At 60.5% G+C, this 17,747-nt stretch carries 14 protein-coding genes, 2 tRNA genes and 3 pseudogenes; 7 read left to right on the top strand and 12 right to left on the bottom strand.

All coding sequences use genetic code 11. The features are described 5' to 3' along the window. Positions 1-86 (top strand) — tRNA-Leu (locus BFR47_RS07975). Between the two features lie 170 nt (positions 87-256). Here the strand turns inward: BFR47_RS07975 and BFR47_RS07970 are convergent. The 3 genes from BFR47_RS07970 to BFR47_RS07960 all read right to left on the bottom strand — a co-directional run bounded on the left by BFR47_RS07970 (position 257) and on the right by BFR47_RS07960 (position 2,190). Then, a complete protein-coding gene (locus tag BFR47_RS07970) occupies positions 257-466 on the bottom strand; it encodes a hypothetical protein (protein WP_071472567.1) in 210 nt (69 codons plus the stop codon). A gap of 62 nt (positions 467-528) precedes the next feature. Further along, positions 529-1,875, bottom strand: coding sequence for a 23S rRNA (uracil(1939)-C(5))-methyltransferase RlmD (rlmD, locus tag BFR47_RS07965; protein WP_071472566.1), 1,347 nt, complete (start codon positions 1,873-1,875; stop codon positions 529-531). Between the two features lie 230 nt (positions 1,876-2,105). After that, positions 2,106-2,190 (bottom strand) — tRNA-Leu (locus tag BFR47_RS07960). A 173-nt stretch (positions 2,191-2,363) separates the two neighbouring features. On the opposite strand from BFR47_RS07960, the gene BFR47_RS07955 reads away from it, so the two are divergent. Continuing rightward, positions 2,364-2,861, top strand: a complete 498-nt coding sequence (locus BFR47_RS07955; protein ID WP_071472565.1) for an RDD family protein — start codon at positions 2,364-2,366, stop codon at positions 2,859-2,861. 59 nt (positions 2,862-2,920) lie between these two features. Here the strand turns inward: BFR47_RS07955 and lptG are convergent, their stop codons facing one another. Both lptG and lptF read right to left on the bottom strand, forming a co-directional pair. Next, complete coding sequence (lptG, locus tag BFR47_RS07950; protein ID WP_071472564.1) at positions 2,921-3,991, bottom strand: LPS export ABC transporter permease LptG; 1,071 nt, start codon at positions 3,989-3,991, stop codon at positions 2,921-2,923. After that, positions 3,991-5,110, bottom strand: a pseudogene (gene lptF / locus BFR47_RS07945) (LPS export ABC transporter permease LptF). Before lptF ends, lptG begins: the two are co-directional and overlap by 1 nt. A 149-nt stretch (positions 5,111-5,259) precedes the next feature. Between lptF and pepA the strand changes: the two are divergent. From pepA to BFR47_RS07930, 3 genes are read left to right on the top strand one after another with little or no spacing between them, the layout of a single operon-like run. Beyond that, on the top strand, positions 5,260-6,771 hold the full coding sequence (gene pepA / locus BFR47_RS07940; RefSeq protein WP_071472563.1) for a leucyl aminopeptidase: 1,512 nt from the start codon (positions 5,260-5,262) through the stop codon (positions 6,769-6,771). 2 nt (positions 6,772-6,773) lie between these two features. Next, a complete protein-coding gene (locus tag BFR47_RS07935) occupies positions 6,774-7,220 on the top strand; it encodes a DNA polymerase III subunit chi (RefSeq protein ID WP_071472562.1) in 447 nt (148 codons plus the stop codon). Positions 7,221-7,224: 4 nt separating this feature from the next. Next, positions 7,225-10,077 carry a valine--tRNA ligase gene (locus BFR47_RS07930; RefSeq protein WP_071472561.1) on the top strand — a complete coding sequence of 951 codons (2,853 nt, stop codon included), beginning with the start codon at positions 7,225-7,227 and terminating at the stop codon, positions 10,075-10,077. A gap of 75 nt (positions 10,078-10,152) precedes the next feature. On the opposite strand, the gene BFR47_RS07925 is transcribed toward BFR47_RS07930, so the two are convergent. Continuing rightward, the gene (locus tag BFR47_RS07925) at positions 10,153-10,704 is read right to left on the bottom strand and encodes a glutaredoxin family protein (RefSeq protein ID WP_071472560.1); all 552 of its coding nucleotides are present in this window, start codon (positions 10,702-10,704) and stop codon (positions 10,153-10,155) included. A 155-nt stretch (positions 10,705-10,859) separates the two neighbouring features. On the opposite strand from BFR47_RS07925, the gene BFR47_RS07920 reads away from it, so the two are divergent. Next, on the top strand, positions 10,860-11,447 hold the full coding sequence (locus tag BFR47_RS07920) for a CAP domain-containing protein (RefSeq protein WP_083399062.1): 588 nt from the start codon (positions 10,860-10,862) through the stop codon (positions 11,445-11,447). 46 nt (positions 11,448-11,493) lie between these two features. Here BFR47_RS07920 and BFR47_RS07915 read toward each other — a convergent pair whose 3' ends face one another. From BFR47_RS07915 to BFR47_RS07900, 4 genes and pseudogenes are all read right to left on the bottom strand, one after another. Next, positions 11,494-11,718 carry a glycine zipper 2TM domain-containing protein gene (locus BFR47_RS07915; protein WP_071472559.1) on the bottom strand — a complete coding sequence of 75 codons (225 nt, stop codon included), beginning with the start codon at positions 11,716-11,718 and terminating at the stop codon, positions 11,494-11,496. Positions 11,719-11,773: 55 nt separating this feature from the next. Further along, positions 11,774-12,298 carry an L-asparaginase family protein gene (locus BFR47_RS18640; RefSeq protein ID WP_245748854.1) on the bottom strand — a complete coding sequence of 175 codons (525 nt, stop codon included), beginning with the start codon at positions 12,296-12,298 and terminating at the stop codon, positions 11,774-11,776. Between the two features lie 51 nt (positions 12,299-12,349). Further along, positions 12,350-12,849: pseudogene (locus BFR47_RS18635) on the bottom strand (asparaginase domain-containing protein); the annotation flags it as partial. Position 12,850: 1 nt separating this feature from the next. Beyond that, a pseudogene (locus BFR47_RS07900) lies at positions 12,851-14,247 on the bottom strand (aspartate ammonia-lyase). Between the two features lie 273 nt (positions 14,248-14,520). On the opposite strand from BFR47_RS07900, the gene BFR47_RS07895 reads away from it, so the two are divergent. Beyond that, the gene (locus tag BFR47_RS07895) at positions 14,521-15,333 is read left to right on the top strand and encodes a helix-turn-helix domain-containing protein (protein WP_071472556.1); all 813 of its coding nucleotides are present in this window, start codon (positions 14,521-14,523) and stop codon (positions 15,331-15,333) included. Between the two features lie 79 nt (positions 15,334-15,412). Here BFR47_RS07895 and BFR47_RS19110 read toward each other — a convergent pair whose 3' ends face one another. Next, a complete protein-coding gene (locus BFR47_RS19110) occupies positions 15,413-15,844 on the bottom strand; it encodes a DUF6351 family protein (protein WP_139215131.1) in 432 nt (143 codons plus the stop codon). Further along, positions 15,838-17,676: a DUF6351 family protein gene (locus tag BFR47_RS07890; RefSeq protein ID WP_139215130.1), complete on the bottom strand. Its 1,839-nt coding sequence runs from the start codon at positions 17,674-17,676 to the stop codon at positions 15,838-15,840. Before BFR47_RS07890 ends, BFR47_RS19110 begins: the two co-directional genes overlap by 7 nt. Positions 17,677-17,747: the final 71 nt, after the last annotated feature.

Below are 17,747 nucleotides of genomic sequence, written 5' to 3'. Positions count from 1 at the left end.
GCGAGGGTGGCGGAATTGGTAGACGCGCTAGCTTCAGGTGTTAGTGTCCTATGGACGTGGGGGTTCAAGTCCCCCCCTTCGCACCACGATTGTTACATCAGTAATAACCTCCCGGTTATTTACGCAGTATTCCTCACAATACTTCTTTTTATTAAAAATCCCTTATATCTATTGCATGCTCGCAAGTCTCTTGCCGGGTTACAGCATCATGCATCTTGATCTTTGACCACTTTAACCTCGCTCGCTTCTGACGGTACTAGGCCCCATTTCCAGTCATCATCATACCCAATGCCATCCCCAGCCCAGCCAGCCCGCCGATGGGCAGCCAGTACCAGTGACGACTGACCGAGGGCATTGCCAGCAGCAAGGCAAACAGGGCGAAGCCGGCACTCAGCCACAAAGTGAGTGCCGAACCCGGCACCCACCACAGCAGTGATAACCAGATTAAGACCAATAAAACCACCATCGAGCTTCCCCCTTCCGATAACGCCATTGATAATAATTATCAGTTGAGGCTATTGCAATGCCTTATTTGCCCTGTTTTCTGGTCAACAACGCCACCGTTTCCACATGCATGGTATGAGGGAACATGTCCACCGGTGTGGCCTGCTCCAACCTGAAGCCATGTTCACACAACCAGGCCAGATCCCGGGCCAGGGTCTTGGGATTGCAGGAAACATACACCAGTCGGCTGGGCTGCATCTCGGCCAGGGTAGCCAGCAGCGCCGGATCACATCCCTTCCGCGGCGGATCCACCACCACCACATCGGCTTTGATACCCTCGGCATACAGTTGGGGCACCAACAGCTCAGCGGCACCCTGATGAAATTCGATATTGGCGATGGCGTTCAGCTCGGCATTGGCGCGAGCATCGGTAATGGCCTCGGGCACCAGTTCTATGCCAATCACCTGTCTGGCATGACGGGCCATAAACAGGCTGATGGTACCTATGCCGCAGTAAAGGTCGAACACCACCTCATTGCCCTGCAGGTTGGCCTGTCGCATCGCCTCTCGGTACAGCACCTCGGTCTGGCGCGGATTGACCTGATAGAAAGACAGCGGCGAAATGGCAAACTCCAGACCGTCCAGGCTGTCGGTTATCAGCTCCTTGCCCCACAGCAGCCGGTTCTCCGGTCCCAGCACCCGGTTGCCGACCGCGGCATTGATATTCAGTTGCAGGCTGGCCAGCCCGGCGACGGATTCAAGCTCGTTCACCAGCTGCGCCAGCGCCTCAGTCGAGGGGGCTTCGGCCGCCACCAGCACCACCATCAGCTCACCGCTGTGAATGCCGTTACGCACCATGATATGGCGAATGCTGCCACCATGAGTGGCTTCGTTGTACGCCGGCACCGCACAGCGACGCATCCAGGCTCTTACTCGCTGCACCACATCGGTGGTCACCGGTGCCTGCACCCGACACTCGTCCACTTCCACCAGCTGATGGCTGTGCTTGGCATAAAAGCCGACATAAGGCCCGGGCTGTACCGCATACTGGGCCTTGTTGCGGTAATGGAAGGGCTCATTCATGCCCATAGTGTCCGCCACCGGACAATCCAGCCCCCTTGCCGCCAGGGCATCAATCAGCAACTGGCGCTTCAAATCGAGCTGTGCTTCGTCACTCATGACCCGCAGCTGGCAGCCACCACAGGCGGTATAGGGGCAGAAATCCTCACGGCGGGCGGTCGACGGCCGTAACACACGCACCAGAGTGCCCTGGCAGAAGTTGGGCTTGACCAGGCTCAGCCGCACCTCGACCTGCTCGCCGGACAAGGCGCCTTCGATATACAGGGGTCGGCCTTCCAGGGTGGCGATGCCATCTCCTTTATCGGTAAGGCTGTGAACGGAGGCGGTAACCAGCTGGCCGGGTTTTAGCATGAAAATACACTCTATGCGAAGAAGCGAAAAAACAGGTCATTCTACGTGATCCCGCCTCGGGCGGGAATGGACCTTGAAAGGCCCGTGCGTCACCGGTCATGAAGACGGATAAACCGGGCAGGACCAATACCGGCCGTCAGGCTGAAAGCGGGTGTTCGGAGAAACGTCGAGCGGGAAAAGCACTTGCCGGAAAGCAAAAAACCACCTCGAGGGTGGTTTTGATTATCAAGTGGTAGCAGAGGCCGGACTCGAACCGGCACGCCCGAAGGCAAGTGATTTTGAATCACTCATGTCTACCAATTCCATCACACTGCCACTTGATAGCCCACCAAGGTGAGCGACTGGCATTATACGTATCCGCTCGCTCCCCGCAAGCAAATTATGACTCGACCTGCGACAACCGAACAGCAATCATACAGCCGAGTAACGATGACCCCAAGCCACTGCATTTGCTAGAATAGCGCAACTTTTTCAGCAAACGGCGGGTAATGGTAGTGACTTCTTATACGGGGCTGCCCAGGGCAGGTGTAATGCGACGGCTGGGCGCCTGGCTTTATGATGTGCTGGTGGTCGTCTCGCTGCTGATGGTGGCCGGATTTATCTTCTTCGGCCTGACCTCGCTGGCCCTGAGCCTGGGCTGGATAACGCTGGGACCCTATCAGGATACCGCCGCGCTGCTCAGTGCCAACCGACTGTACCAACTGAGCCTGCTGAGCGTAGCCCTTGGCTTTTATTGCTGGTTCTGGCGTACCAGCGGTCAGACCATCGGCATGCGCGCCTGGCGCCTGCGAGTGCAGAATACCGATGGCAGCCGCCTGCGGCTGTCTCAATGCCTGATCCGTGCCCTCAGCGCGCTGCTGGGGCTGGGCAACTTCTGGATCTGGCTGAATCCACGCAACCGGCTGGCATTACAGGATAAAATCGCCGACTGCGAAATGGTGGTCCTCACCAAAGAACAGAACAAGCAATTGCTGGATAAACAATAACCGGGATTGGGGACCGGGGACTCGGGATTGATCCAGTCCCCAACCTCCAATCCCGGCTTTTACGCCCGGCGATTGAGCAGAAACAGCGCCACGCCGATAAACAGCAGGCTGGGCCCCATGGCACCCAGTACCGGCGGCACATCGTAGACCAGGCTGATGGGACCGAAGACTTCATTGGCTACATAGAAACCGAAGCCGAACAGAATCCCCATCAGTATCCGGGCCCCCATGGTGACGCTGCGCAGGGCGCCAAACACGAAGGAAGAGGCCAGCAGCATCATGGCAATCACCATCACCGGTTGCAGCGCCTTGCGCCAGAACTCCAGCTCATAAAGACTGCCATCCTGGCCGTTGTCTTCCAGATAGCCCTTGTATTCCCATAGTCCCCGCATCGGCAGTTCGTCCGGATCGATGGCCACCACCCCCAGTTTTTCCGGGGTCAGGCTGGAATGCCAGGCTCGGCTGGCATACTGTTCGGTGTCGATGGACACGCCGGTATCGAACAGGGTGTCGGTCACATCATTCAACTGCCATTGCTGGTCCCGATACAGCGCACTGGCCGCCTGGGTGATGCGGTCGAGCCTCATATCATCATCGAAGTAGTAGAGGGTGATATTGCTCAGAGTACCATCACGCCGGGCCTGACCGATGTTGATATAGGACTCGCCGTCTTTGGCCCAGACCCCGTTGACCGACAGCACCACCTGACCGTTGGAGCGGGACTGGGTGCGCAGATCGTCTGCCGCCAGCTTGGTAGCCGGCACCACATATTCGCCCACCAGCATGATAATCAGCATCAGCGGCAGCGCCGTCTTCAGGGCACTGGTGACAATGTTGAAGCGAGAGCTGCCCGACGCCTGCATCACCACCAGCTCGCTGCTGCTGGCCAGCTGCCCGAGACCGATCAGACCGCCCAGCAGGGCGGCGATGGGGAAAAACAGCACGATTTCCTTGGGCATCGACAGCAGCACATAATAAAACGCCGACAACAACGTATAGCTGCCCTCGCCCACGCTGCGCAGCTGTTCCACGTAGCGAATAATGGCGGACAACCCCACCAGCGTCAGTTCACACAACAACATGGACATCAGCACGGTACGGCCGATATAACGATCGAGAATAGTCAGCATCAGGCCGCCTTGTTCCGTTTGAGTTTTTCCCGGGTCCGGTTCCACCAGGCCGTTTCCAGCAGATTGAGCGGCAGGGTCACCAGCAGCAAGAACAGCAGCGGTACCGTATAGAGCCCGGGCTGTACCGGCAGACTGCCTCCCTCTACCGCCGAGCGGGAAGCACTTTGCAGCAGAAAGTAGGCAGATACAGCAGAATGGCCGGCAGCAACTTGGCATAACGTCCCTGGCGCGGATTAACCACGGCAAGTGGCACCACCGCCAGCGTCAGCACCAGCATCGACAGCGGTATGACCAGCCGCCACTGCAACTCCACCCGATCCATCAGCTCGTCCGACTGCCAGAGCCCGATGCTGTCGAGCGCGGACTCTTTGCGTTCGGCCTCTCCCACCTCGGCGGCGCGAATATAGGCGCTGTATTCGTCGAATTCGGCGATATCAAACTCCCGGCTGCCGGGCGTACCGCTGTAGCGTCGTCCCTGATCGAGGGTCAGCCACTGGCCACCGGCCCGCTCCTGCAAACGGCCCCCGTCGGCCACTACGATGCTGGGCGCCTGTTGGGCCTGGCCCCGCTGCACCACGAAGAGCCGGCTCAACCGGTTGCCCTCGTCCGCGGACTCCAGATCCTCTACGTAGGCCACGATACGGCCCCCGTCCAGGCTCATGAAGCGGGCTTCGCGCAACACCGCAAAGCCCGGATCGGCCTTGACCTCTTCCAGCAGCTGATACACCTGGGTCTTGGACCAGGGGTTGAGCCAGAGCGAATTGAACAATGCCACTGCGGTCCAGAACAGCGCCAGCACCAGAGTGGCGCGCATGATCTTGCCGGGGCCGATGCCCACCGCCCGCATCACCGTCATCTCGCTTTCGGCATAGAGCCTGCCATGGGCAAACAGGATGCCGATAAAGAGACTGACCGGCAGCATCAGCGTGGCCATTTCCGGCAGGTTGAGCAGCAGCAGCTTGCCCACCAGGCGCCGGGGATCTTGCCACTGGCGGCTTCGCCCAGCACCTCGATGAAATTCTGGCTGATGAAGATCAGCAGCAGCACGAACAGCACGGCCAGCTGCGTCTTCAGGGTTTCCCGAAACAAATAGCGGAATGCAATCACCGTTAATCCCAGTGTAAACTTGTCTTTTTAATGGAAACGCTTAAGAATAAGCGTAAAATTACGATTTTCGCATATTAAGTACGCGAAGTTCGGCGTCTTTTAGCGATGGCCATCATTATCGTTGATCTGGCGCTCATTGTCTTCAAGCTGTAGGAGAATCCATGGAGTTCAGTGTTAAAAGTGGCAGCCCCGAAAAACAGCGCAGCGCCTGCATCGTCGTCGGCGTATTCGAGCCCCGCCGTCTCTCTCCGGTTGCCGAACAGCTGGATAAAATCAGTGACGGCTACCTGAGCTCTCTGCTGCGCCGCGGCGATCTGGAAGGCAAGGCCGGCCAGATGCTGCTGCTGCATCAGGTACCCGGTGTGCTGAGCGAGCGGGTGCTGCTGGTCGGTTGCGGCAAGGAACGGGAGCTCGACGAGCGACAGTACAAGCAGATCATCCGCAACACCATCAGCACCCTGAACGACACCGGTTCGATGGAAGCCGTCTGCTTTCTGACCGAATTGCACGTCAAGGGCCGCGACACCTACTGGAAGGTGCGCCAGGCGGTGGAAACCACTAAAGCCAGCCTCTATACCTTCGACCAGTTCAAGACCAACAAGGCCGAGCCGCGTCGCCCGCTGCGCAAGCTGGTGTTCAACGTGCCCACGCGACGGGAACTGACCATTGGCGAGCGCGCCACCCAGCACGGTCTGGCCGTGGCCAAGGGCGTCAAGGTATGCCGGGATGTGGCCAACATGCCACCCAATGTGTGCAATCCCGCCTACCTGGCCTCTCAGGCCCGCCAGCTGGCCGATGCCTGGAGCAACATCAGCACCCGGGTGATCGGCGAGGAAGAAATGGCCGAGCTGGGCATGAACGCCTACCTGGCGGTGGCCCGTGGTTCTCACAACGAAGCCATGATGTCGGTGATCGAATACAAGGGCCATCCGGACCCGAATGCCCGTCCCATCGCCCTGGTGGGCAAGGGCCTGACCTTCGATGCGGGCGGCATCTCGATCAAGCCTGCCGAAGGCATGGACGAAATGAAGTACGACATGGGCGGCGCCGCCTCGGTGCTGGGCACCATGCATGCCCTGGCCGAGATGCAACTGCCGGTGAACGTGATAGCCATTCTCGCCGGCTGTGAAAACATGCCCGATGGCAACGCCTATCGCCCCGGTGACATCCTCACCAGCATGTCGGGCCAGACCATCGAAGTGCTCAACACCGATGCCGAAGGCCGGCTGGTGCTGTGCGACGCCCTGACCTTCGTCGAGCGTTTCGAGCCGGAAGCGGTCATCGACGTGGCCACCCTGACCGGTGCCTGCATCATCGCCCTGGGTCACCACACTTCCGGGCTGCTGGCCAACCACAATCCGCTGGCCCACGAACTGCTCAACGCCTCGGAGCAGGCCGGCGATCGCGCCTGGCGTCTGCCGATGAGCGACGAATATCAGGAGCAGCTGGAAAGCCCCTTCGCCGACATGGCCAACATCGGTGGTCGTCCGGCGGGCACCATCACCGCCGCCTGCTTCCTCAGCCGCTTCACCAAAAAGTACAACTGGGCTCACCTCGACGTGGCCGGTACCGCCTGGAACAGCGGCAAGAACAAGGGCGCCACCGGTCGTCCGGTGCCGCTGCTGACCCAGTTCCTGCTGAACCGGGCCGGCGTGAACAACACCGAAGAGTGAGCATGAGCCAGGGCTGTTTTTACCTGCTGCCGGATCAGTCCGGCTCCGAGCTGCTGGAGCAGCTGGTGTGTCGGCTGACCACCGATTGCTACCGTCAGGGGCTGGGCGTTTTCATTCATACCCGTGACCAGGCCCAGGCCGAGGCGCTGGATGAACGGCTGTGGCAGCAGCCCTCCGACGGCTTCGTGGCCCATAATCTTCAGGGCGAAGGCCCGGCCCGGGGTGCCCCTGTGGTCATCAGCTGGCAGGCTCCGCACAGCGGCCGCCAGGTGCTGATCAACCTGGCGCCCCAGGCTCCCGCCTTTGCCCGGCGTTTCCAGCAACTGATTGACTTCGTGCCCTCCGATGAGGAGGGCAAGCAACAGGCCCGGGAACGCTTCAAAGTCTATCGTCAGGCCGGGTTCGAACTCACGACCGCCCCTGTACCACCCCAAACTCAAGACGACTAATATCATGGAAAAAACCTTTAATCCCAACGCCATCGAGCAGGCCCTGTACCAGCAATGGGAAAGCAGGGGTTACTTCAAGGCCCACGGCGATACCAGCAAAGACCCCTACAGCATCATGATACCGCCGCCCAACGTGACCGGTAGCCTGCACATGGGGCATGCCTTCCAGGACTCCATCATGGATACCCTGATCCGCTACCAGCGCATGCAGGGCAAGAACACCCTGTGGCAGGTGGGCACCGATCACGCCGGTATCGCCACCCAGATGGTGGTGGAGCGCAAGATCGCCGCCGAAGAAGGCAAGAACCGCCACGATTACGGCCGCGAGGCCTTCATCGACAAGATCTGGGACTGGAAGAAAGAGTCCGGTGGCACCATCACCAAGCAGCTGCGCCGCATGGGCGCCTCGGTCGACTGGGAGCGCGAGCGCTTCACCATGGACGAGGGCCTGTCCAACGCGGTGAAGGAAGTGTTCGTACAGCTGTATGAAGACGACCTCATCTACCGTGGCAAGCGCCTGGTGAACTGGGATCCCAAGCTGCACACCGCCATCTCCGATCTGGAAGTCGAAAACCGCGATATGAAAGGCCACATGTGGCAGTTCCGCTATCCGCTGGCCGATGGCGTCAAGACCGCCGATGGCAAGGACTATCTGGTGGTGGCCACCACCCGTCCCGAAACCATGCTCGGTGATACCGCCGTGGCGGTGAACCCGGAAGATCCCCGCTACAAGGATCTGATCGGCAAGTTCATCATGCTGCCTCTGGTCGATCGTCGCATTCCCATCGTCGGCGACGAACATGCCGACATGGAAAAGGGTACCGGCTGTGTGAAGATCACCCCGGCCCACGATTTCAACGACTACGAAGTGGGCAAGCGCCACTCGCTGCCGCTGATCAACGTGCTGACCCTGAACGCCGACATTCGTGCCGAAGCCGAGGTATTCACCAGCAAGGGCGAGCCGAGTGACGCCTACTCAGCCGAGCTGCCGGCCCGGTTTCAGGGGCTGGAGCGCTACGCCGCCCGTGATGCCATCGTTGGCGCCCTGGATGAGCTGGGCCTGCTCGACAGCATCAAGGATCACGATCTGACCGTGCCTTACGGCGACCGGGGCGGCGTGGTAATCGAGCCGATGCTGACCGATCAGTGGTACGTACGCGCCGGGCCCCTGGCCAAGGTCGCTACCCAGGCAGTGGAAGACGGTGAAATCCAGTTCGTGCCCAAGCAGTACGAAAACATGTATTTCTCCTGGATGCGTGACATTCAGGACTGGTGCATCTCGCGTCAGCTGTGGTGGGGCCACCGCATTCCCGCCTGGTACGACGCCGAGGGCAAGGTCTATGTGGGCCGCGACGAGGCCGAGGTGCGCGCCAACCATAACCTGGGTGCCGAGGTGGTACTGAGCCAGGACGAAGACGTACTCGATACCTGGTTCAGCTCCGCCCTGTGGACCTTCTCCACCCTGGGCTGGCCGGAGAAGACCCCGGAGCTGGCCACCTTCCATCCGTCCAGCGTGCTGGTCACCGGCTTCGACATCATCTTCTTCTGGGTGGCCCGCATGATCATGATGACCATGCACTTCATCAAGGACGAAAACGGCAAGCCCCAGGTGCCCTTCAAGACCGTCTACGTACACGGTCTGGTCCGGGACGAGCAGGGTCAGAAGATGTCCAAGTCCAAGGGTAACGTGCTGGATCCACTGGACATGATCGACGGCATCGGCCTGGAAGATCTGGTGGAAAAGCGCACCGGCAACATGATGCAGCCCAAGCTGGCCGCCAAGGTAGCCAAGAGCACCCGCAAGGAATTCCCGGAAGGCATCGAAGCCCACGGCACCGACGCCCTGCGCTTCACCTTCATGGCCATGGCCACCACCGGCCGGGATCTGAACTGGGACATGAGCCGGCTCGACGGCTATCGCAGCTTCTGCAACAAGCTGTGGAACGCCTCCCGCTATGTGCTGATGAACACCGAAGAGCAGGATTGCGGCCAGAACGGCGGCGAGCTCAAGTTCTCGCTGGCGGATCGCTGGATCCAGGCTCAGCTGCAGGTCACCATCAAGGACGTGCGCGACGCCCTGGACGGTTACCGATTCGACCGGGCCGCCAATGCGCTTTACGAGTTTATCTGGAACCAGTTCTGCGACTGGTACCTGGAGCTGACCAAGCCGGTATTGTGGCATGGCTCCGAGGCCGAACAGCGCGGCACCCGCAAGACCCTGATCGAAGTGCTGGAAACCCTGCTGCGGCTGGCGCATCCCATCATGCCCTTCATCACCGAAGAAATCTGGCAGCGGGTGGCCCCGCTGGCCGGCCGTGGCGGCGACAGCATCATGCTGGCCGCCTATCCGGAGGCGGATGCGGCACTGGAAGACGAGGCAGCCATGGCCGATCTGGAGTGGGTGAAACGCTTTATCGTCTCCATCCGCAACCTGCGCGCCGAGATGAACATTCCGCCCAGCCAGGCACTGAGTGTCCTGCTGCGTCCGGCCGGTGACGACGCCCGTCGCGCCATCGACAACGATGCCTTCCTCAAGGCCATGGCCAAACTGGACGCCATCACCCTGCTGGCGGCCGACGAGGAAGCACCGGTATCCACCAAGCAGCTGATCGGCGACACCGAACTGCTGTTGCCGATGGCCGGCCTTATCGACAAGGACGCCGAGCTGGCTCGGCTGCAGAAGGAGCTGGACAAGGTGGCCGGTGAAATCAAGCGACTGGAAGGCAAGCTGAACAACCAAGGCTTCGTCGCCAAGGCCCCCGCCGAAGTAGTGGCCAAGGAGCAGGAAAAACTGGCCGACTACCAGGCCAGCCTGGGCAAGCTGCAGCAACAGCAAGAACAGATCGCCAGCCTGTAAGACGGGCCGCCGAATCTGACCAGAAAGCCAGCCTGAAGAGGCTGGCTTTTTTTGGTTGTCTGTCCACGGTGAGCCTTATCCGATCAGCCGATCGGCGCCACCGATATAACGCCCCTCCAGCCAGATTTGTGGCACCGTCACCGGCGTTTTCGGCCCGATGACCGGCTTGACCCTCGCCAGCATTTCATAGAGCGAGCGTTCGTCCCTGACCACATCGTGATAACGATACTCGATGCCGGCCCGGTGCAGATAATCCTTGGCCTTTTGACAGTGCGGACAGCCTTCCTTGCCGAACAGATGGTTACCGGTCAGCGCCGTACGGCGGACATGGGCTTCAATCACCGCCTGCACCAGCACCCCGCGATTGAGGGCCTGCCCCTGGGCGATCACACGCCCTTCGACCATGATGATGGGCGCATGCCAGCCTCCCTTTATCAGGGGCCGCCACCACTCGCTCAGCCAGTCTCGAGTTTCCAGCTCGACCGGAATCTCTGCCAGCTCACGGCTCAACGTATCCCGGATCACGTCTCTGGACAGTGCACACTCCCCACAGGGGATCTTGATCCGGAAGGGTCCCCAGGCGCCCGCCCAGCGGAACAGGGTGATGCTGACACCTTTGTTGTTCATATGTTTGCTCCTTCGGCGGATGGCAACTCCTGTACCATAGTCGCTCACCGGCCGGCCAATATTACAACGGCCTCATCAGACAATATCGGCCGCCGGCCAGCCGGATTGGGCGGAATCTATGCCATTCTTAAGAAACAACGGCACGAGGACTCAGGATGAACAGAATACTGCTCCTGGCCGGGCTGGCTTTGCTGCCTGGCTGTTATGGCCCGGGTTCGGCCACCGCTCGCCAGGCTCACGAACAAAGCGACAGGCCGCCGGCCTCCAGCCCACTGCTCACTGGCGGGGCGGCAACCGGCTCACTCACGGACAAGCAACGACAACAGCTGGCATACCATAACAAAGTCCGGGCAGAGGTCGGTGCGGCCCCGCTCGGCTGGTCTGCCGCCGCCGAGAGGCAGGCACAACGCTGGGCCGGCGAGCTGGCCCAGCGCTGCGACATCGAGCACAGTCGGGGCTCGGGCTTCGGTGAAAACCTGTTTATGGGGACGCTGGGATTTTATGACGAGCTGGACGGTATCAAGGCCTGGGAGGACGAAAAGCGGGATTATGCGGGGCAGCCGCTCACCCGGGAAATGGCGCCCCGGGTTGGACATTACACCCAGATGATCTGGCCCGACACCCGCGAGCTGGGCTGTGCCACCTCGGTCTGCAGCAACAACCTCATCCTGGTATGCAATTACTACCCGCCGGGCAATTATCTGGGGGAGCGCGCCTACCGGCCCGGCGCTGTCAGCCCATAACGGCGGCGGAAATAATTTTCCGCGCCGTGCCGGATATCATCCCTGCTCACTTCTTGTCTTTGCTGACTTCGCGGCCGATCACGCCGCCGACCACGGCTCCGCCCACGGTACCCAGAGCGCTGCCGTCCGTCAGCACCGAACCGGCAACACCACCCACCCCGGCGCCGATGGCGGTGTTGCGATCCCGCTCGGACAGGTTGCTACATGCCGCCAGTGTCAGCAGCAGGGAGGCGACAAGGCCGCCGGTAACCGCTTGTTTGATGATGTTCATACCACTACCTCGACGTTAGCAATGATGAAAACGCACTGAGTGCGTACCCGGCATGCTAGTAAGACCCCGAAGAGAACACTTTAATTCCCGCCACCCGGTTCAGACTCAACCAGTCGGCTGCCGGTCCCTGAATCTCTCCACGCATGGACTGCAGCATCAGGCTGCGTATCTGTTCGGGACTGGTCTCCAGCGCCAGCAGAAAATGCAGCTTGGCAAAGGCCGCTTCCAGTGTCAGATCTCCTCCCGGTGTCACTCCGATACGGGTCAGAGTATGGCCGGTGGCATAGGTGCCCTGATCCACCTTGCCGTACAAACAGTGGGTACGATTGACGATCACCACCCCTCGTGCAACCGCTTCTTCCAGCACCTGCATCAGCTCGGTATTGGCATCGGGCGGATTGCCCACGCCAAAACTCAGCATCACGGCACCCCGTACCCGCTCGTCATCGAGCAGGGCCCGGGCGGCCCGGGCGCTAATGCCCGGATACAGGCTGAGCACCGTCACCGCTTCGGCATCAAATGCCGGAATACGGAAGCGCAGGGGAGCGGCCGGCAGCAACCGCCCCCGATCCAGCTCCATGCTGATCCCTGCCACCCCCAGCGGTGGAAGATTGGGGGACGCAAAGGCATCCAGCTCGGTCGCCTTGAGCTTGGTGGTACGGTTGCCCCGCAGCAGCCGGCCGTTGAAATAGACACACACTTCCGCCAGTCCTGCCGTCTGACACAAATACAGACCGTTGATCAGGTTGTCCAGGCCGTCACTACGCCGTTCGCTCAGGGGGATCTGGGAGCCCGTCAGGATCACCGGCTTATCCTGCCCCGGCAGCATGAATGACAGCGCCGAGGCGGTATAGGCCATGGTATCGGTACCGTGCAGCACCAGAAAACCGTCATAATTCTGCCAGTGGATCACCAGCAGCCCGGCGATTTGAGCCAGTGATCCGGGCTCAGGTTGGCGCTGTCGATCAACTGGCCGAGCTCAATCACATCGAATTCGGGCAGCCCGGGTTCGCCGCTATCCTGCAGCCGGCGTCGCAACAGTTCGGCAAACCCCGAGCTGGGCTTGTGGCCGTCGCGGGAAGCCTGGCAACCGATGGTACCGCCGGTATGCAATATCAGTACGCGTCCCACCTTACACCGCCACCGGTGCCAGCATGGCCGCCGGGCTCAGGATGGCGGCCAGCGCTTCCTCGCTCAGCAACTCTTCCTTACGCACCAGTTCCGCCACTCCGGCACCGCTCAACAACGCCATGCCGGCGATGCGGCTGGCATTGTCGTAGCCGATATGGGGAACCAGGGCGGTAACGATGCCGATGCTGTTTTGTACATGGTTGGCACACTGGGCTTCGTTGGCTTCGATACCTTGTACGCAGCGTTCGTCCAGCATGCGGATGGCCTCGCCCAGCATGCGGCAACTGTTGAGCAGATTGTAGATAATGAGTGGCTCCATGGCATTGAGCTGCAGCTGACCGGCCTCGGCGGCCAGGGTCACCGCCAGATCGGCGCCAATCACCTGAAAGGCGGTCTGGTTCATCGCCTCCGGGATCACCGGATTGACCTTGCCCGGCATGATGGAAGAACCGGGCTGCATGGCCGGCAGCATGATCTCGCCCAGACCGGTACGCGGACCGCTGGAAAGCAGGCGCAAATCGTTGCTGAGCTTGGACAGCTTCACCGCCAGCCGTTTGAGCACACTGGAGAAGGTGATGAAGGCGCCCATGTCGGAAGTGGCTTCCACCAGATTCTGTGCCAGGCTCACCGGCAAGTCGCTGATCTCCGCCAGCTCGGCTACCGCAAGACGCGCATAGCCGGGGTGAGCATTGATGCCGGTACCGATGGCGGTGCCCCCCAGATTGACTTCACACAGCAGCCGGCAGGCATCGTCGATGCGGGCCTCTTCCTCGCCCAGGTTGACGGCGAAGGCTTCGAATTCCTGACCCAGCGTCATGGGCACGGCATCCTGCAACTGGGTACGGCCCATTTTCAGGATATGAGCGAACTCCCTCCCCTTGTCGGCCAGGCTCTGCTGCAGACCGGCGATGGCCGCCTTCAGCGGCTGGGCGGCAAAGACAATCGCCAGCCGGGCGGCGGTGGGATAGGCGTCATTGGTGGACTGGGAGCGATTGACATCGTTGTTGGGATGCAACTGCTGATACTGTCCCCGCTCACAGCCCAGCTTGGCCAGCGCCAGGTTGGCAATCACCTCGTTGGCATTCATGTTGGTAGAGGTACCGGCCCCTCCCTGGATCAGGTCTACCACGAACTGGTCATGCAGATCCCCTCCGATGATGTCGGTGCAGGCGGCTTCGATCGCCTCGGCCTTGTGCGGGGCCAGCAGGCCGAGCTGGTGGTTGGCGCGGGCGGCGGCCGCCTTGACCATGGCCAGCGACTGGATCAGCTCTGGGAAATGGCTGATGGGGACACCGGTGATGTTGAAGTTCTGCTTGGCTCTCAGGGTCTGAATGCCGTACCAGGCTCGGCCGGTACCTGTTGTTCACCCAGAAGATCGTATTCGGTACGTGTTTGCATTTGGAGCTCTCCCACAAAGTCGTTGGTCAGACCGGAGAATGACACTGTCAGCCTTGCTGTACCCTGTCATCACCCAATCTGAATCCCGGTTGCTGGCCGGCGGCATCAAGGTTCAAGAGCGCTATTACAGCAATAAGCGGGGCGAGCGGGGAAGTTGGCACCCTGTAGCAATATGGTGCTACTTGGCGCACTAACGACATCAACAAGAAACAGATGCACTCTGTTGCAGGAAAATGAGTTTGGGTACACTGGAGCCAGTTACCGGGAGTCCCTATGCATCAAGAATTTGCCAAAAACCTGCGTTTGCTATGCAGCTACTACAAGTCGGTGGCCGAGGTGTGCCGCAAGCTCAATATCAACCGGCCCCAGTTCAACCGTTACCTCAGCGGGCGTTACAAACCGTCGGCCCACAGCCTGCGCCGGCTGTGTGACTTCTTCGGAGTGGAGGAATACGAAATACTGATGCCTCACAGCCAGTTCGAGCTGCTGATCCAGGTGCGGCCCCGGCCACGGGAAGATATGGAGGAGCACCCGGAGCATCACCACCTGGATCTGCTGCGGGCCCACTCCCAGGGACTGGAAAAATACCTCGGCTATTACTTCGAATATCATTACTCCATGGCCTTCCCCGGCAAGATTCTGCGCAACCTGGTGTGTCTGGAAAAGCGGGGCAGCCACATCTACTATCAGCGCACAGAACGGCTGCAACAGAGTCCCGGCGAGAGGGTCTATCACAGCAAGTATCTCGGAATGGGGCACCTGCTGGCGGATCGTATTTTCCTGATGGATTACGAATCGCTTACCCGCAACCAGTTGACCCAGACCATACTGATCCCGACCTTCAAGAGCCGGGTAGGACGACTGAGTGGCCTGCGACTTGGCGCCTCGGCCAGCGGAGAGCGCATGCCCAGTTGTACCCGGGTGGTACTCGAATATCTGGGCCACAAGGTAGACATCCGTCGCACGCTGAAGCTGTGCGGCACCTTCGAGGCAGACAGCGGCCAGATTTCACCGTCCATTCTGACCGCCATCAGCAACGAGATGGCACCGGGTGAGCACCATTTCCGGGCCCGTCACCTGTTCTGACTCGCGACTCCAGCCCAGACTGAGCATACGGATCGTACTGATAGCACATCCGGGCGTTCCCTGAGTCCGGTTGTCGCCACTACAGCACCCCCAGCTCGGCCTCCGGTGGACGGGCCACATCGCCTCGCCGGTAGTCGCAAACCCCATCCGGGAATACCACCTCCAGCATGGCACCGTAGGGGGCCACGTCCCGGGGAGCATAAAAGCCCTGGGCTATGGCGTCAGCGACCGGTACCCGCGCACATTTGAACAGATCCCCGGTCAATGGGCTGCCGGCGGCATTACGCGGCGAACGGTAAGCCGGATAATGACTCAGACAGGCGCCGGTGTCGCTGTCACCCCGCCAGGCGCCGTTCCAGACATTGTCGCCCTCGGCAATCGGCTCCCCCTGATCCGTCCAGCAGGCGTCCTTCGCCGCCAGCGGACGTTGCCCCGTGGTCAGCCACTCGTCGAGCAGGACAAAGGCGCGATCGCTGGGGTCATAAGGCTTGCCACTCTGCCAGATCAGCATGTTATCCACCTGCCCTCTGGCCTGGCGGATCCGCAGCAGGATGACAGGGTAGCGTAGGAATGATGCATATCGAGCTGGTCATCCAGATAATGGCGCAAGTCGATCACCGGAATGTCGATGTTGCCGAGAAAGACATGGCCGGAATAATAAGCCGCCGCCATGGCTCCGTCATGCCCCCGGCTACGGGGCGCCGTTTTGACCAGATCGACCTGATTGCGTTCGAACACCCGCAACGGCACCGGACTGCCCGGCGTTTTCTGCATGTTATGATCGCTCCAGATGGAAACATCCGCCAGGCTGTCGTCCCCGGTCAGCACCCACAGTTTTTCCTGCGCCATGTCTTTCGGTGCCTTCCAGCTGCCGATATTGGCGTTGAGGTGCAGAAACTCGGAGATGCTGATTTGCCCTTGCTTCAATGCCTCCAGGCCATACTGCACCCCGATGTTGTCATGGGTACGATGGGCATAACCATCTTCCCCTACCCCATAGAAAGCCGCCAGATCGTGCCAGTGGCTGAATCTGTCGCCTCTGGCTACGGCCGGTGCATAATGATGGGCCCGATGGAAATAACGGGGATTGTTGGTCAGCGGGGCCAGCCCCCGCCAGCTATTGGAGCACTCGGTGGCGCCGGGAGGCAGAGCCGGCAGGGTCAGCCCCAGGCCGGCCACCCGGGCCCAGCGATAGTATTTCTTGAATTCGTGTTCGACGTCACTGCTGGCCGCCACCCCCATTACCTGGCCCCGGTTTTCCTGGACCCGCCAGCGGGGGTTATCCCGCGCCGTCACATCGAAATAATATTCCAGCAGTTCACAGTCCAGCGCCCAGATACTCTGGGTGATCATGTCCGGATAACTGTACTGGGGAATAATGGCATCGAGCAGTCCGGGTTTGTTCTGGGCAAACAGGTACTGCTGCACCGCGCCACCGGAACCACCGATGCCAACCGTATAGACCGGCTTGCCATAGCGCGCCACAAACTGCGCCTTGACCATCTCGGCGGTGTTGGCCGCCAGCCACATGTTGTAGTGATTGCTGGTGACATTACCGCTCGACCCCGCCAGGGCATAGCCCTGAGCCAGTTGGCTGACCAGACGCGAAGCGATGCGACCCAGACTCATTTTGCCCTGCCGCTTGCCGATGCCCACTCCACCCTTGAAGTGATAGATGAGCTTGTTGTTCCAGTAGGGGCTGTGGCTATCGGTCACCGGCGCCGCCGGATCGGCCAGCATGGCGATGACGTAGATGAAGCGGTTGATGGTACCCCGCTCTACCCGCAGCACGAAGGGAATGGAACGGCCCTGCCAGTTGACCCTGTCCATGTCGGCCGGCTCGCTGCCCGCCGGCAAGGGGTGAAAATCGTCTCGCCCCGTGACCTTGTAGAAATAATCGACCCGGGTCTGCAACAGACAGTCCTGACTGTGCCCAAGCAACCGGGTCTTGTCCTTCATTCCGTCGAGCTCGGCGTACACCGGGGTGCCGATGCCTTGATGATTATCCACCAACGGCTGCCCCAGTCCGACCTCTTCGGTATTGCAGGCGAAGGGATACTGCAACGGGCCGAGCGACGTATCTACCGGACCGGTTTGACCGGGACTGACGGGAAACGGAAAGGCGGATAAATCCAGAGGAACCCGGGAAGCATGAGGCCCGTCATAGACGGGCCTGGCAGCGGCGGGATCGTAACCGGGTGGCAGCGCCTCCACCACCAGTTCCGGTGGCTCCGACAGCAGATGACGCCCCAGCCGGGCCTGCAGTTCACCCCAGCCCGAGATTAACAGCGGTATCAACACCAGTGGCAACAGCCACCACCAACGTCTGCTTTTTTTGTTCATATCGATTCACCTCTGAGCTAAGCATAGACGGCGAAGAAAAGCGTTGCATCTGCCGGGGCTGTGGTTATGGT

It is taken from the genome of Oceanisphaera psychrotolerans (assembly GCF_001870485.1).
Taxonomy (GTDB): domain Bacteria; phylum Pseudomonadota; class Gammaproteobacteria; order Enterobacterales; family Aeromonadaceae; genus Oceanimonas; species Oceanimonas psychrotolerans.
Note: the sequence above shows the minus strand (reverse complement) of the source record. Positions and strands in the feature narration are given on the sequence as shown.

Coding starts and splice junctions, on each gene's coding strand:
- BFR47_RS07970 (WP_071472567.1), bottom strand. CDS start 466: ATGGTGGTTTTATTGGTCTTAATCTGGTTATCACTGCTGTGGTGGGTG.
- rlmD (WP_071472566.1), bottom strand. CDS start 1,875: ATGCTAAAACCCGGCCAGCTGGTTACCGCCTCCGTTCACAGCCTTACC.
- BFR47_RS07955 (WP_071472565.1), top strand. CDS start 2,364: ATGGTAGTGACTTCTTATACGGGGCTGCCCAGGGCAGGTGTAATGCGA.
- lptG (WP_071472564.1), bottom strand. CDS start 3,991: ATGCTGACTATTCTCGATCGTTATATCGGCCGTACCGTGCTGATGTCC.
- pepA (WP_071472563.1), top strand. CDS start 5,260: ATGGAGTTCAGTGTTAAAAGTGGCAGCCCCGAAAAACAGCGCAGCGCC.
- BFR47_RS07935 (WP_071472562.1), top strand. CDS start 6,774: ATGAGCCAGGGCTGTTTTTACCTGCTGCCGGATCAGTCCGGCTCCGAG.
- BFR47_RS07930 (WP_071472561.1), top strand. CDS start 7,225: ATGGAAAAAACCTTTAATCCCAACGCCATCGAGCAGGCCCTGTACCAG.
- BFR47_RS07925 (WP_071472560.1), bottom strand. CDS start 10,704: ATGAACAACAAAGGTGTCAGCATCACCCTGTTCCGCTGGGCGGGCGCC.
- BFR47_RS07920 (WP_083399062.1), top strand. CDS start 10,860: ATGAACAGAATACTGCTCCTGGCCGGGCTGGCTTTGCTGCCTGGCTGT.
- BFR47_RS07915 (WP_071472559.1), bottom strand. CDS start 11,718: ATGAACATCATCAAACAAGCGGTTACCGGCGGCCTTGTCGCCTCCCTG.
- BFR47_RS18640 (WP_245748854.1), bottom strand. CDS start 12,298: ATGGAGCTGGATCGGGGGCGGTTGCTGCCGGCCGCTCCCCTGCGCTTC.
- BFR47_RS07895 (WP_071472556.1), top strand. CDS start 14,521: ATGCATCAAGAATTTGCCAAAAACCTGCGTTTGCTATGCAGCTACTAC.
- BFR47_RS19110 (WP_139215131.1), bottom strand. CDS start 15,844: ATGCTGATCTGGCAGAGTGGCAAGCCTTATGACCCCAGCGATCGCGCC.
- BFR47_RS07890 (WP_139215130.1), bottom strand. CDS start 17,676: ATGAACAAAAAAAGCAGACGTTGGTGGTGGCTGTTGCCACTGGTGTTG.